Annotated in this window: 16 protein-coding genes, 1 tRNA gene and 1 rRNA gene; 9 read left to right on the top strand and 9 right to left on the bottom strand. The window is 64.5% G+C overall.

Features of this window, described 5'->3' with window-relative positions; all coding sequences use genetic code 11:
- The first annotated feature begins 229 nt into the window (after positions 1 to 229).
- From AC1DK4_RS39140 to AC1DK4_RS39120, 5 genes are all read left to right on the top strand, one after another.
- A complete protein-coding gene (locus AC1DK4_RS39140; protein WP_441613343.1) occupies positions 230 to 610 on the top strand; it encodes an Mth938-like domain-containing protein in 381 nt (126 codons plus the stop codon).
- A gap of 153 nt (positions 611 to 763) precedes the next feature.
- Positions 764 to 1,225: a peroxiredoxin gene (locus AC1DK4_RS39135; RefSeq protein ID WP_441613342.1), complete on the top strand. Its 462-nt coding sequence runs from the start codon at positions 764 to 766 to the stop codon at positions 1,223 to 1,225.
- A 352-nt stretch (positions 1,226 to 1,577) separates the two neighbouring features.
- On the top strand, positions 1,578 to 3,299 hold the full coding sequence (locus AC1DK4_RS39130; RefSeq protein ID WP_441643512.1) for a PhoH family protein: 1,722 nt from the start codon (positions 1,578 to 1,580) through the stop codon (positions 3,297 to 3,299).
- A 174-nt stretch (positions 3,300 to 3,473) separates the two neighbouring features.
- Entirely contained in the window at positions 3,474 to 3,917 is a 444-nt protein-coding gene (locus tag AC1DK4_RS39125; RefSeq protein ID WP_441613340.1) for a hypothetical protein, read from the top strand.
- Between the two features lie 88 nt (positions 3,918 to 4,005).
- A complete protein-coding gene (locus AC1DK4_RS39120) occupies positions 4,006 to 4,695 on the top strand; it encodes a C40 family peptidase (protein WP_441613339.1) in 690 nt (229 codons plus the stop codon).
- Positions 4,696 to 4,783: 88 nt separating this feature from the next.
- Here AC1DK4_RS39120 and AC1DK4_RS39115 read toward each other — a convergent pair whose 3' ends face one another.
- From AC1DK4_RS39115 to AC1DK4_RS39080, 8 genes are all read right to left on the bottom strand, one after another.
- The gene (locus AC1DK4_RS39115; protein ID WP_477132202.1) at positions 4,784 to 5,794 is read right to left on the bottom strand and encodes an inorganic phosphate transporter; all 1,011 of its coding nucleotides are present in this window, start codon (positions 5,792 to 5,794) and stop codon (positions 4,784 to 4,786) included.
- A gap of 13 nt (positions 5,795 to 5,807) precedes the next feature.
- Positions 5,808 to 6,434, bottom strand: coding sequence for a DUF47 domain-containing protein (locus AC1DK4_RS39110; RefSeq protein WP_441613336.1), 627 nt, complete (start codon positions 6,432 to 6,434; stop codon positions 5,808 to 5,810).
- 223 nt (positions 6,435 to 6,657) lie between these two features.
- Entirely contained in the window at positions 6,658 to 8,049 is a 1,392-nt protein-coding gene (locus AC1DK4_RS39105) for a replicative DNA helicase (RefSeq protein WP_441613335.1), read from the bottom strand.
- Between the two features lie 219 nt (positions 8,050 to 8,268).
- A complete protein-coding gene (gene rplI, locus AC1DK4_RS39100; RefSeq protein ID WP_441613334.1) occupies positions 8,269 to 8,721 on the bottom strand; it encodes a 50S ribosomal protein L9 in 453 nt (150 codons plus the stop codon).
- Positions 8,722 to 8,752: 31 nt separating this feature from the next.
- A complete protein-coding gene (gene rpsR, locus AC1DK4_RS39095) occupies positions 8,753 to 9,031 on the bottom strand; it encodes a 30S ribosomal protein S18 (protein WP_006163606.1) in 279 nt (92 codons plus the stop codon).
- 3 nt (positions 9,032 to 9,034) lie between these two features.
- On the bottom strand, positions 9,035 to 9,334 hold the full coding sequence (priB, locus tag AC1DK4_RS39090; protein WP_441613333.1) for a primosomal replication protein N: 300 nt from the start codon (positions 9,332 to 9,334) through the stop codon (positions 9,035 to 9,037).
- Between the two features lie 95 nt (positions 9,335 to 9,429).
- Entirely contained in the window at positions 9,430 to 9,804 is a 375-nt protein-coding gene (gene rpsF, locus AC1DK4_RS39085; protein WP_477132201.1) for a 30S ribosomal protein S6, read from the bottom strand.
- Between the two features lie 101 nt (positions 9,805 to 9,905).
- Entirely contained in the window at positions 9,906 to 10,904 is a 999-nt protein-coding gene (locus AC1DK4_RS39080; protein ID WP_441613331.1) for an asparaginase, read from the bottom strand.
- A gap of 230 nt (positions 10,905 to 11,134) precedes the next feature.
- On the opposite strand from AC1DK4_RS39080, the gene lexA reads away from it, so the two are divergent.
- The 4 genes from lexA (at position 11,135) to AC1DK4_RS39060 (ending at position 13,463) form a co-directional block, all read left to right on the top strand.
- Positions 11,135 to 11,791, top strand: coding sequence for a transcriptional repressor LexA (gene lexA / locus AC1DK4_RS39075; protein WP_441613330.1), 657 nt, complete (start codon positions 11,135 to 11,137; stop codon positions 11,789 to 11,791).
- A gap of 117 nt (positions 11,792 to 11,908) precedes the next feature.
- On the top strand, positions 11,909 to 12,079 hold the full coding sequence (locus AC1DK4_RS39070; protein WP_441613328.1) for a hypothetical protein: 171 nt from the start codon (positions 11,909 to 11,911) through the stop codon (positions 12,077 to 12,079).
- Between the two features lie 136 nt (positions 12,080 to 12,215).
- Positions 12,216 to 12,291 (top strand) — tRNA-His (locus AC1DK4_RS39065).
- Positions 12,292 to 12,536: 245 nt separating this feature from the next.
- Positions 12,537 to 13,463: a DUF808 domain-containing protein gene (locus tag AC1DK4_RS39060; RefSeq protein ID WP_441613327.1), complete on the top strand. Its 927-nt coding sequence runs from the start codon at positions 12,537 to 12,539 to the stop codon at positions 13,461 to 13,463.
- Between the two features lie 104 nt (positions 13,464 to 13,567).
- Here the strand turns inward: AC1DK4_RS39060 and rrf are convergent.
- A 5S ribosomal RNA gene (gene rrf / locus AC1DK4_RS39055) occupies positions 13,568 to 13,681 on the bottom strand.
- Between the last annotated feature and the right edge of the window lie 9 nt (positions 13,682 to 13,690).

The following is a 13,690-nucleotide window of genomic DNA, read 5'->3' as shown; positions in this document are numbered from 1 at the left end:
ACGTGGCAGGCAGGGAGGCAAAAGCTATAATTTATCGGATTATGACAGACTTCGGCAGGGATTCTTGCATTGCAGCGTATGCCGCCGGCAGCCGCCGCGCGCGGCGCGGCCTGCCCTGCCGGCCGGCCTGCAGTACCCGCCCGCTGCCACCGACACTGCCCTCAACCCGCCCCGCGCGGCCCGGCCCCGCCGCCGCGCCCGCGCCGGCGCCGCCCCGAAAGGTTTCCCCTTGAAACTCCACGCTGACCAGCCCAATGCCCTCAATACGGTGACCGCCTACGGGCCCGGCTATATCGAAATCAACATGGTGCGCTACACGGACTCCGTGCTGGTCATGCCCGAAGGCGAGGTCCGGCCATGGCCGGTACGGCACTTCGAAGACCTCGAGCCGGCCCATTTCGAGGGGCTGCTCGAGCACGCACCCGAAGTGGTGCTGCTCGGCACCGGCAGCCGCCTGCGCTTCCCGCACCCGCGCCTGACCGCCTCGCTGGCGCGCCGGCATGTAGGGGTCGACGCCATGGACCTGCAGGCCGCATGCCGTACCTACAACATCCTGATGGCGGAAGGCCGCAAGGTGGCGGCCGTGCTGCTGCTCGAAGACCCGGCCTGAGGCCGGCCCGGCGCCATGCGCCCGCCCAGGGACGAAACGACAAGTTACGCGGGCGCCACGCTTGAAGTTTGCCGGGCAGCCCCCATCTGCCGCCACCATGGTGGCAGCACTCATGCAGCCGCCCCCTTCCTGCCCCTCCCAGGAGCCATAAGAATGACAGTCAGTCTCGACCAGGCCGTATCCGACTTCAGCGCGCCCGCCACCGGCGGCGCTTTCCGCCTTGCCGGGCAGCGCGGCAAGACCGTGGTGCTGTATTTCTACCCCAAGGACAATACGCCGGGTTGCACCACCGAAGCCATGAACTTCCGCGACCAACACGACGACTTCGTCAAGGCCGGCGCGGCGGTGTACGGCATCTCGCGCGACAGCATGAAGTCGCACGACAACTTCAAGGCCAAGCTGGAGCTCCCCTTCGAGCTGATCTCGGACGGCGACGAAGCCGTCTGCAATCAGTTCGATGTCATCAAGATGAAAAAGATGTATGGCAAGGAAGTGCGCGGCATCGAGCGCAGCACCTTCATCATCGACGGCAAGGGCATCCTGCGCCACGCCATGCGCGGCATCAAGGTGCCCAACCATGTGGACGAGGTCCTGCAGATCGTGCGGGATCTCTGAGCGCAAACGCCCTTCGGGGCGGCGGCTGGATCGCCGCAGCAACACCTTGGCCCCCGGGTCCTGCCAGCGATTGCAAAACAGAAATCGTTCGGATACATTGATCCGTAATGAGTTCAGAATCCGGATGCCACGCTGTTTCATCGTCCCGGCCCAGGCGCCTCGAGCCCCGGGCCGGTAGCGGACCTGCCGTGTCTCCGGTCCGCAAGAAAGCCGTCAAACCTGCTGCACAGGTCTGGCGGCTTTTTTGTTTGTACGCACAGGACACGATCGGCAACTTCGCGGCCCAGCGCGGCCGCACTCGTGCCCTGCGCCGTTTTCCAGCCGTCTTCTCCCCCTGAAAGGAAAGCCAAGCATGCCGCTGCCGACCATGCCCGCCAAGCCTGCTCAATTGCTTGACCCGAGTGAATTCGCCCCGGTGACCAAGCTGCCCAAGGCCAGATCAGCGACACAGGCCAAGAAACCTGTGCCGGCGCTGGAGCGCGTGGCCTTGCTGGAAACCGGAAACAGCACGGCGCAAGACGCCTCGGGCGTCGAGACCCGCATCGGCGGCACCACGCGAGCGCGCAACAAGGACGCGCCGACGCCGCTGACGCCCGTGCCGACCCTGGCCTCGGTGCCGAAGACCCCGGCCAAGACCGCCGCCGGCACCACCAGCCGCCGCGCACCCAAACACACTGGCCCGGCCAAGCTGTTCGTGCTGGACACCAACGTGCTGATGCACGACCCGACCTCGCTGTTCCGCTTCGAAGAGCATGACGTCTATCTGCCGATGATGACGCTCGAGGAGCTGGACAACCACAAGAAGGGCATGAGCGAAGTCGCGCGCAACGCGCGCACCGTCAGCCGTACCCTCGACGCGCTGGTGGGGGGCACCGACGGCGTGCTCGACGACGGCATGCCGCTGGCCAAGCTCGGCAACCGCGATGCGCAGGGCAAGCTGTTCCTGCAGACCAAGCTCAACGAGATCAAGCTGCCCGACGGCCTGCCGCAAGGCAAGGCCGACAACCAGATCCTGGGCGTGGTCAGCGCGCTGCAGCAGCAGTTTCCGGACCGCCAGGTCGTGCTGGTGTCGAAAGACATCAATATGCGCATCAAGGCCCGCGCCCTGGGGCTGCCCGCCGAGGACTACTTCAACGACCAGGTCCTCGAGGACAAGGACCTGCTCTACTCGGGCGTGATGATCCTGCCCAACGACTTCTGGGCCAAGCACGGCAAGGGCGTGGAGAGCTGGCAGGATCCGAAGTCCGGCGCGATGTTCTATCGCCTGACCGGACCGCTGGTGCCCTCGTTCCTGGTCAACCAGTTCGTCTACCTGGAGCCCAGCGACGGCAGCCTGCCGCTGTACGCCCAGGTCAAGGAGATCAACGGCAAGACCGCGCTGCTGCAGACGCTCAAGGACTACACGCACCACAAGAACAATGTGTGGAGCGTGACCGCGCGCAACCGCGAGCAGAACTTCGCGCTCAACCTGCTGATGCATCCGGAGATCGACTTCGTCACGCTGCTGGGCCAGGCCGGCACCGGCAAGACCCTGCTGGCGCTGGCGGCGGGCCTGGAGCAGGTGCTGGACCAGAAGCTCTACAACGAGATCATCGTCACCCGCGCCACCGTGCCGGTCGGCGAGGATATCGGCTTCCTGCCCGGCACCGAGGAAGAGAAGATGCAGCCCTGGATGGGCGCATTCGACGATAACCTCGAGGTGCTGCAGAAGAGCGACGACAGCGCCGGCGAATGGGGCCGCGCCGCCACCCAGGAACTGATCCGTTCGCGCATCAAGGTCAAGAGCATGAACTTCATGCGCGGCCGTACCTTCGTCAACAAGTTCGTCATCATCGACGAGGCGCAGAACCTGACGCCGAAGCAGATGAAGACGCTGGTGACGCGTGCGGGCCCGGGCACCAAGATCATCTGCCTGGGCAATATCGCGCAGATCGATACGCCCTACCTCACCGAAGGATCGTCCGGGCTCACCTACGTCGTCGACCGCTTCAAGGGATGGAGCCATAGCGGCCACGTCACGCTGGCGCGCGGCGAGCGCTCGCGCCTGGCGGACCATGCCGCGGATGTCCTGTAGGCGTTGCACCAAGCCGGCAAGCCCGCTTCCCGTGTAGGACCGCGCCCGGCAGCATTGTCTGCCGGCGTGGCCTAGCATCAAGGTAACCGGAGCGCCCGCCAAGTTCGGCACCCTGCGTGCCGGCGCCTGGCGGGCGCTTTTTCATCTTGGCTCTGGATCGACGGAGGCACTTGAATGGATACCCAGCATCCTCGCCTGGCGCATGCCAGGAACAAGGTCAGGGCGCGGCTTGCCCTGGCCGGCGGCCTTGCCCTTGCGGCACTTTCCCTGCCATGCGGCTCCGCCCTCGCCGCGGACGAAATGGTGATCCGCACCATGGGGCCGGTCAGCTATGTGTGCGGCGGCATTGCCGCGGACGAGCAGCAGCAGCTCGCCGCGCAGCAGAAGAATTTCAATATGGGCGTGCTCTTCACCCAGGGCGAACGCGGCGAATTCCTGGCCGACGTGGCCGTGCGCATGATGCGCGAAGGCCACGAAGTTGCCAGCTTCACGGCGGCCGGGCCGAAGTGCCTGATCAAGGCCCCGCAAGGCAGCTACAATATCGAAGCGACTTATAAGGGTCAGGCCAAGTCGGTCAATGTGAGCACCGGCACGTACAACGCGCAGTTGCGCTGGTAAGCGGTGCCACCGGACGGCTGCTTTCGCGGCTGTTGCGCGGCTGTCTGCGCGGTGCTTGGCGCCCGGCCCGCAATCGATCAGAACAAGAATGCCAACGCGCCAGACAGGCCAGACAGCCAAGTCACCCGAACCCGGGCCCGTATCATTACCGGCGCGCGTTGCCTGCCGGGCCCGCCTGCCCTTGCTGTGCGCAGCCGCGCTTGTGCTGGCCGCCTGCGCCTCCGCGCCGCCGACCCGCAACGCCGGCCAGACCCGCCCTGGCGGCACCCCCATGGTGGACCCCAGCGCCGGGCTCGAGGAAGTCTCCATCCAGGCCATGTCCCTGGTCGGCACGCCCTACCGCTATGGCGGCAACACGCCCGACTCCGGCTTCGACTGCAGCGGCCTGGTGCGCTACGTGGTGCTGCGCGCCGCCAACGTCAGCCTGCCGCGCACCACCGAGGCAATGGGCGAGCGCGGCGTGGCGCTGGATCGCGGCCAGGTAGCCTCGGGCGACCTGGTGTTCTTCAACACCACCGGCCGCGCCAACTCGCACGTCGGCATCTACGTCGGCCAGAACCGCTTCGTGCACGCGCCGTCCACCGGCGGCACCGTGCGCCTGGAGGACATGGGCAAATCCTATTGGGCGTCGCGCTACAACGGCGCCCGGCGCGTGGCCAGCGCGGCCGTCCCGCCACCGATGCCCGCGCGGCCTCAGCCGCAATTGCCGACGCCGGAGGCTCCTGCCGCCCCGCCGGCCGGGGACGACGACCCCATCGCCGCCTTCGCCAATCGCTAGGTTCGGCGTGCCGGGCATCCCGCGCCCAACAAAAAACCAGGCATGACGCCTGGTTTTTTTGGGGCAGTGCCGACAGCGGGATGTCGCCTCAGAGCACGTGCAAGCCGATCCACCATGCAATCGCCGCCATGAAGGCAGACGCAGGAATGGTCAGCACCCAGGCCCAGACGATATTGCCGGCCACGCCCCAGCGCACGGCCGAAGCCTTCTGCACCGAACCTACGCCGACGATGGCGCCGGTGATGGTGTGGGTGGTGGAGACCGGCACGCCCAGCGCCGAAGCGATGAACAGCGTGATCGCCCCGCCGGTCTCGGCGCAGAAGCCGCCCACCGGCTTGAGCTTGGTGATCTTCTGGCCCATGGTGCGCACGATGCGCCAGCCACCGAACATGGTGCCCATGCCGATCGCCACGTAGCAACTGACGATGACCCACACCGGCGGTTCGCCGCCGCCCTGCGCCACATGGCCGCTGGCGATCAGCAGCATCCAGATGATGCCGATGGTTTTCTGCGCATCGTTGCCGCCGTGGCCCAGGCTATAGAGCGAGGCCGAGATCAGCTGCAGCCGGCGGAACCAGCGGTCCACGCGGGACGGCGGCGTGCGGAAGAAAGTCCAGGCCACGATCACCATCATCAGCGAACCGAGCACGAAGCCCAGCAGCGGGGAGATCACGATGAACGCAACGGTCTTCGCCAGGCCACCGCCCACCAGCGCGCTGGTGCCGCCCTTGGCCACCGCGGCGCCCACCAGCCCGCCGATCAGCGCGTGCGACGACGACGAGGGAATGCCGTAGTACCAGGTGATCAGGTTCCAGGCGATGGCGCCGACCAATGCGCCGAAGATGACGTGGTGGTCGACGATATGGACGTCGATGGTGCCCGTTCCCACCGTGGCCGCCACCTTGAGGTGGAAGATGAAGATGGCCACCACATTGCACATGGCGGCCATGGCCACGGCGTGGTGCGGCTTGAGCACGCCCGTSGAYACCACCGTGGCRATCGARTTGGCSGCRTCGTGGAAGCCGTTCATGAARTCGAACAGCAASGCGAGSSCSACCAGCARGSCGATCACCCACAAGCTCATTTGWATGGTCTGCATGCCGATTCGTGCCTCAGGCGTTTTCCAGGACGATGCCTTCGATGATGTTGGCGACGTCCTCGCACTTGTCGGTGATGGTTTCCAGTTGCTCGTAGATGGCCTTGAGCTTGATCAGCCGTTTCACGTCGGTCTCGTCGCGGAACAGCTTCGACATGGCCGAGCGCATCACGCGGTCCGCCTCGGACTCGAGCTGGTCGATCTGCTGCGCCGTCTTGAGGATGGCGCTGGCATTGCTCATGTCTTCGAGCAGCCCGACCGCGATCTTGACCTGGTCGCAGCACTGCACGCAGATCGAGGCCAGCTTGCGCGCTTCGTCGGTCAGGCTGGTCACGTCGTACAGCGAGATGGTCTCCGCCACGTCTTCCATCAGGTCGAGGATGTCGTCCATGGTGGTGATGAGCTTGTGGATCTCATCGCGGTCCAGCGGCGTGATGAAGGTCTTGTGCAGCAGGTCGATGGTGTCGTGCGTGATGCGGTCGGCCTTCTTTTCGGTGGCCTGGACGCGGCGCGCGTGTGCCTCGGCATTGGGCAGGTCGTTGACCAGCACTTCCAGCTCGCGGGCGGCGGTCACCGCGCAATCGGCATGCTGGTTGAAGTATTCGAAGAACTTGCCCTCCGTGGGCATGAATCGGCCGAACATGGGTTGTTCCTTGTCACGACGCGTTAGCGCCGCTGGTTGTTGCTGAGTGGGTTGCTGGATCAGCCAGTCGTGCATTGAATGACAGCCGCCTCGCGGCGGCTGTCATCAAAACGCAATATTTTACAGGCATGTGGGGCGAAGCCGCGCCTCTTTGATGTGCGGCGCCGGCGATCCGCCTTCCCGGCGGCGCCGGCTGCCCGGCAAGCCGCGCCGGGCCTGGGCTTCAGTTGTCGTTGTCGAAGAAGGCGGGGCCGCCGCTGAAGTTGTCGAACTTCGTGAACTGGCCCAGGAATGTCAGCCGCACGGTCCCGATCGGGCCGTTACGCTGCTTGCCGATGATGATTTCCGACGTGCCCTTGTCCTGCGAGTCCGGGTTGTAGACCTCGTCGCGGTAGATGAACAGGATCACGTCGGCATCCTGTTCGATAGCGCCGGATTCGCGCAAGTCGGACATCACCGGCCGCTTGTTGGGGCGCTGTTCCAGGCTTCGGTTCAACTGCGACAGCGCAATCACGGGGCAGTTGAGCTCCTTGGCCAGGCCCTTGAGCGAACGCGAGATTTCCGAGATCTCGGTGGCGCGGTTTTCACCGCCGCCCGAGCCCGACATCAGCTGCAGGTAGTCGATGATGATCAGGCCGAGCTGGCCGCACTGGCGCGCCAGCCGGCGTGACCGGGCGCGCAGCTCCATCGAGCTCAGCGCCGGGGTTTCGTCGATGAACAGCTGGGCATCGTTCATGCGCTGGATGGCATGCGTCAGGCGCGGCCAGTCTTCGTCGAGCAGGCGGCCGGTACGCAGGCGGTGCTGGTCCAGCCGGCCCACCGAGCCGAGCATACGCATGGCCAGCTGCGTGCCCGCCATTTCCATGGAGAACACCGCCACCGGCAGGCCCTGCTCCACCGCCACATGCTCGCCGATGTTCAGCGAGAACGCGGTCTTGCCCATCGAGGGCCGGCCCGCAACGATGATCAGGTCGCCGGCCTGCATGCCGCTGGTCATGCGGTCCAGGTCGATAAAGCCGGTCGGTACGCCGGTCACATCGGTGCTGGAATCCCGGTGGTACAGCTCGTCGATGCGCTCCACCACCTGGGTCAGCAGCGGCTGGATCTCCTGGAAGCCCTTCTGCCCGCGCGAGCCTTCCTCGGCGATGGCGAAGACCTTGGATTCGGCCTCATCGAGCAGTTCCCGCACTTCGCGCCCCTTGGGCGCGAACGCGGCGGTGGCGATGTCGTCGGCCACGGTGACCAGCTTGCGCAGCACAGAGCGCTCGCGCACGATCTCCGCATAGCGGCGGATATTGGCTGCGCTGGGCGTGTTCTGCGCCAGCGAATTCAGGTAGGCCAGTCCGCCCACCTCCTCCGCCTTGCCGGCTCCCTGCAACACCTCGTAGACGGTGATGACGTCGGCAGGCTTGGTAGCAGCGATCAGCCGGGAGATGCTCTGGAAGATCATCCGGTGATCGAAGCGATAGAAGTCCGCTTCGGACAGGAAATCGGCGATACGGTCCCAGGCGGCGTTGTCCAGCAACAGGCCACCGAGTACCGATTGCTCGGCCTCGATGGAGTGTGGTGGAACCTTGAGATTATCTAGTTGGGGGTCTGCGACGGGCGCGTTCATGGGGAGGGATTATAACGGTGGCCGGGCCCCCGTCGCAGGAGAAATCGCGGCTGTCAGCCATCGTCCGCGATGAAGTGACGGCGGGACGACCAGCCTGTCGCAATGAAGCCCAAAGCAAAAAAGGCAGGAGCGCTTGGCCCCTGCCTTTTTTGTTGTTGCCAGCAATCGATGCCCGCCGCCAGCCCCTGAGCGGGGCCCGCGGTGGCATCGAATCCGGTCTTAGACGTGCTCGCCCAGGACGGCGATGGTCACATCGACCAGCACGTCCGTGTGCAGCGAAACGCTGACCGGATGATCGCCAACGACCTTCAGCGGGCCGTTCGGCAGGCGCACTTGCGCCTTCTCGATCTTGAAGCCTTGGCCTTCCAGGGCTTCGGCGATGTCGGCGTTGGTGACCGAACCGAACAGGCGGCCGTCCACACCCGACTTCTGGGTGATCTGCACGGTCAGGCCGTTCAGCTTTTCGCCTTCGGCTTGCGCAGCGGCCAGCTTCTCGGCGGCGGCCTTTTCCAGCTCGGCGCGCTTGACTTCGAACTCGCTGATGGCGGTCTGGGTCGCACGGCGGGCCTTCTTGTTCGGGATCAGGAAGTTACGGGCGTAGCCGTCCTTCACGCGAACGATGTCACCCAGGTTGCCCAGGTTGATGACTTTTTCCAGCAGAATGATTTGCATCGTGTTTTCTCCTTGACGGACCTAGGGCCGATCAGTTCTTGTGCAGGTCGGTGTAGGGCATCAGCGCGAGGAAACGCGCGCGCTTGATGGCCGTATCGAGCTGACGCTGATAGTGAGCCTTGGTACCGGTCAGGCGGGCCGGCGTGATCTTGCCGTTGTCGCCGATGAAATCCTTCAGGGTGTCCAGATCCTTGTAGTCGATCTGTTCCACGCCAGCCACGGTGAAGCGGCAGAAGCGCTTGCGCTTGAACAGCGGGTTCTGCTGTTGGAAGCGCTTCTTGTTCTTGTTGTCACGTTTGACGAATGCCATGATTCAATCCTTTTCGAATGCTTTACATCCAGTGATGTGAAAGACGAGAGCCTTGCTGTTGCGGTGCTTGCGAGCGAGGAATCCTTCGCAGTCGAGCATCGCGCCGAGCGGGGTACGCTCGAGCCGTTGCCCAACCTGGCCGATTCCCATGGCGGCGATGGCAAATTCCACCTGCCTGGGCGTTTGCGCCTCGACGGTCTGGCCCGCGTACTGCAAGATGCAGTTGACGACGGGGACGCCTGCCGGGGTGTAGCGCAAGGCATCGCGTTCGGCGAGGGTTGCGCAGAGCCTTAACTGGTTCAACGCTGCCTCCCTTCCCGATGCCTGTACCCATGCCCGCCCGCGCCGCCGCGACGCCTCACGTACTCAGCGTCTGCGGCAACCGCAACGGTCCGCACTTACGCGGCCGGGGCTTCGCTGGTCTGTTGCGCGGCCTTGCGGGCTTCTTCGCGCTGCACTTCCTTCATCATCGGGGACGGTGCGGTTTCGGCCTTCTTGGTCTGAACGATGAGGTGGCGCAGCACCGCGTCGTTGAACTTGAACGCGTGTTCGAGTTCAGCCAGGGTTTCCTTGCCGCATTCGATGTTCAGGCAAACGTAGTGAGCCTTGGCCAGCTTCTGGATCATGTAGGCCATCTGACGGCGGCCCCAGTCTTCCASGCGGTGGATCTGGCCTTCCTGCGACGTGACCAGCGTCTTGTAACGCTCGATCATGGCCGGAACTTGTTCACTCTGGTCCGGATGGACGATAAATACGATTTCGTAATGACGCATTGACGCTCCTTTTGGATAAGCCACCCGGGCGCCATGTCCGGTGCGGCAAGGTTGGATAGCCTTAAAGTATAGCGCGCTTTCGCCTTACTCGGCAAGTCGCTTCAACTCCCCGCGAACAGCGCCTGCAGCGCGACCGGATCGGACGCCAGCGCGGGAGTCCCCGCCAGGGCAAACAGCAGGAGCACGCGTGCCTTATAAGGATTCAGGTTGCCGGCCGCAACGAAAACACCGGACGCCGGCCGCGGCGCCACCGGAATCGCCACATGACCCGCACCGGTGCGCGAACTGCGCACGACCGCCACGCCGGCCGCGGCCGCCTCGGCCAATGCCTCGGCCAGCGACTGGTGGATCGAGCCGTTGCCCGCGGCCGCCACGACAAGACCGTTCACGCCCGCCCCGACCAGCGCGTCGACGACCACCCGGCCCGGCTCCGCATAGCTGGCGAGAATCTCCACCTTGGGCCAGGCCTGCGGCATCGGCATGGCCGCGGCCGGCAACCGCGCCGGGGCGCGCGTGAAGCCCACGAAGTCATCCTGCACATAACCGACCGGCCCGCCCGCTGGCGAAGCGAAGGCGTTCACTGCCGACGTGTGCGCCTTCACAACGTCGCGCGCGGCGTGGATCTCCTGGTTGATGACCAGCAGCACGCCCTTCCCCACCGCCTGCGCGTGGCTGGCCACACGCACGGCGTCGAGCAGGTTCAGCGGCCCGTCGGCCGACAACGAGGTCGAAGGCCGCATGGCCGCGGTCAGCACGATGGGCAGCCCGACGGGACAAGCGAGGTGCAACACCATCGCCGTCTCTTCGAGCGTGTCGGTGCCGTGCGTCACGACAATGCCGGCAACGTCGGGTTGCGCGGACCAGAAGCGGATGCGCTCGACCAGCCTCGACCAGAGCGCGAACGACATGTCCTTGCTATCTACCTGGGCGACCTGCTCGGCCTCGATGCGGGCCACACTGCCGAGCGCCGGCACCGCGCCAAGCAAGGACGCCACCGGCACCGTGGCCGCCTGGTATTTGGCGCTACTGGCCGGATTGGAGGAGGAACCTGCGATGGTGCCGCCGGTGGCGAGCACGACGACGCGACGCAATAGGGACATGGCGGGGGACGTGTTGGAATCCGGATTCAAAAGACACGAAATCAGCGATTTGCGTGCCGCGGATTGTAACTCGCTTACCGCCCCACACTTGCGACCAGCACAACCCGCCTGGCGTGCGACAAAGCGCCTGTCGATGAGCAGCCTCCCAAAATTCCGCTTGCACTTCACTCGATACTGTATAAAATCACAGCATACTGTTTAAACATACAGTGCTTTCACATACGGCGACCATGGCGACCCTGACACCGCGACAGCAGCAGATTTTCGACCTGATTCGCAGCACCCTCCAGCACACCGGCTTCCCGCCCACCCGTGCCGAGATCGCCGCCAAGTTCGGCTTCTCCTCGCCCAACGCCGCAGAAGAACATCTGCGCGCCCTGGCACGAAAAGGCGTGATCGAACTCACGCCTGGCGCGTCGCGCGGCATTCGCCTCAAGGTATGGCGCAGCGACTCGGAACTGCCCGACCAGTTCTCCCTCCCCATGGCCGGCGTGATGCAACTGACGCTGCCGCTGGTCGGGCGTGTCGCCGCAGGTAGCCCAATCCTTGCGGCCGAGCATATCGACCGCCAGTATCAGGTCGATGCCTCGGTATTCGAAGTCCAGCCCGACTACCTCCTTCGCGTCCGCGGCCTGAGCATGCGCGACGCCGGCATCCTCGACGGCGACCTACTCGCCGTCAAACGCGCCAGCGAAGCCGCCAACGGCAAGATCGTCGTAGCCCGCCTCGGCGACGACGTCACTGTCAAACGCCTCAACCGACGGGGCGACACCATCGAACTGATCGCAGAGAACCCCGACTTCGCCAGCATCATCGTTGAGCCCGGCCGCGAAGAGTTCTCGCTCGAAGGCATTGCCGTCGGCCTGATTCGTACCGGCGCCTTCTGACGATTCAACAAGTGCGGCTGGAGCGGGCCTGCCCCGCATCAAGCTGCACCCGTTTGTRCCAACGCCACCCGCGCCGCGGGTGCCGCCAACTGTTGTTGCAAATTACCAGGTGTAGCCATGCTGCCAGCCAACCGCTTCTCCGCCCGCCGCCCCGTCAAGCCCGTCCCGTTCCGCCAGTCCAAGGGCGTGCGTATCTATCAGGGCGCGCAACGCCGCACCATGGTCGGCAGCATGGCAGCCATCTGCCGCATGCTCGAACTGGAAGATCTCCCCAAGCTCTCCGCGTGAAATCGCGTTGCGTATCCCTCGATTCAACGGCGCCCTGGCATCACGAAAAAATTTGAGCGAAGTACTAGCCATCCGCGAATGAAGTTTGTATAATCTTGTTTTTCGTCGATCAGCACTCAGCTGAAAGACTACGACGGTGGCTGTAGCTCAGTTGGTAGAGTCCAGGATTGTGATTCCTGTCGTCGTGGGTTCGAGTCCCATCAGCCACCCCAGAATTGCATTGCAAAAACAGCGAGCTGCGAAGCTCGCTGTTTTTGTTTGTGGGTCTGTTATTTGTCTCAGGCCCGATCGCAAGCCGATTCCGGCGCCCTCTCCCCTCCCCATTTCGTCTACGCACTCGCGTTATTTGCCTGGCTCAACGAGGCAATAGCGGTATTCTGACGACGCCGTATGCTCCATGCGCGCGGCAAATGCGCGACGTATCTGCTTTCTCGCTACCCACCCGGGAGATCTGGATATGGCTGGCTCGAGCCTGCTTCTGCTGATCGACGACATCACTACCATGCTTGACGACGTGGCGGCCTTGAGCAAATTGGCCGCCAAGAAGACCGCGGGCGTGCTCGGCGACGATCTCGCCCTCAATGCCCAGCAGGTCAGCGGTGTCAACGCTGAACGCGAGTTGCCGGTGGTTTGGGCTGTTGCGAAGGGATCCCTGCGCAACAAGGCCATCTTGGTACCATCCGCGCTGGCCATCAGTGCCGTCATCCCGTGGGCGATCGTGCCGCTGCTGATGGCCGGCGGCGCCTTCCTCTGCTACGAGGGTTTCGAAAAGATTGCGCACGGCTTCATGCATCAGGACGGGCAGGAGACAGCAGCAAGCCCGGCGCCGGAGACGGCGGACCCCACCGCTCTCGAAAGGTCGAAGATCCGCGGCGCAGTGCGTACGGATTTCATCTTGTCGGCTGAAATCATCGTCATTTCCCTCGGCACCGTTTCGAGCGCCGCGTTCGGGACGCAGGTTGCCGTGTTGACGGCGATTGCCCTGATCATGACGGTAGGTGTCTATGGCCTGGTGGCCGGCATCGTCAAACTGGACGACGCCGGACTCTATCTGCACCAGCGCTCATCGGCCGCGGCGCGCGCTGCGGGCCGCGGCATCCTGCGCATGGCGCCCTGGCTGATGCGGGCGCTCTCGGTGGCGGGTACCGTGGCGATGTTCCTGGTTGGCGGCGGGATCCTGGTCCACGGATTCCCCGGCGCGCATCATTTGACGGATCTCGTGACCGGCGTTCTGGCGGATGTACCAAGCGTGGGAAGCAGCCTGGAAATGCTCGGACCGCTGCTGCTCAACGCGGTAGCCGGCATGCTGGCCGGTGCGCTGGTCACTGCCACGGTTGCCGTGGCCAGGTTCGGGATGCGGATGTTTCGGCCCTCCTCCGACTGATCACTCCGAGCCGCGGACCGGTCGCTGCGGATCGGTCACTACGAATCGGCCGCCCAAAAAGCAAAACCCCCCAGTACGTGCGTACTGAGGGGTTTCAAGGGAGAGCCTGGCGATTACCTACTTTCACACGGGTAATCCGCACTATCATCGGCGTGGAGTCGTTTCACGGTCCTGTTCGGGATGGGAAGGGGTGGTTCCAACTCGCTATGGTCACCAGGCATAAACGG

Source organism: Cupriavidus sp. 05N38 (genome assembly GCF_056397345.1).
The sequence above is the reverse complement of the archived record's forward strand: the minus strand, read 5'-3'. Positions and strand labels throughout refer to the sequence as shown.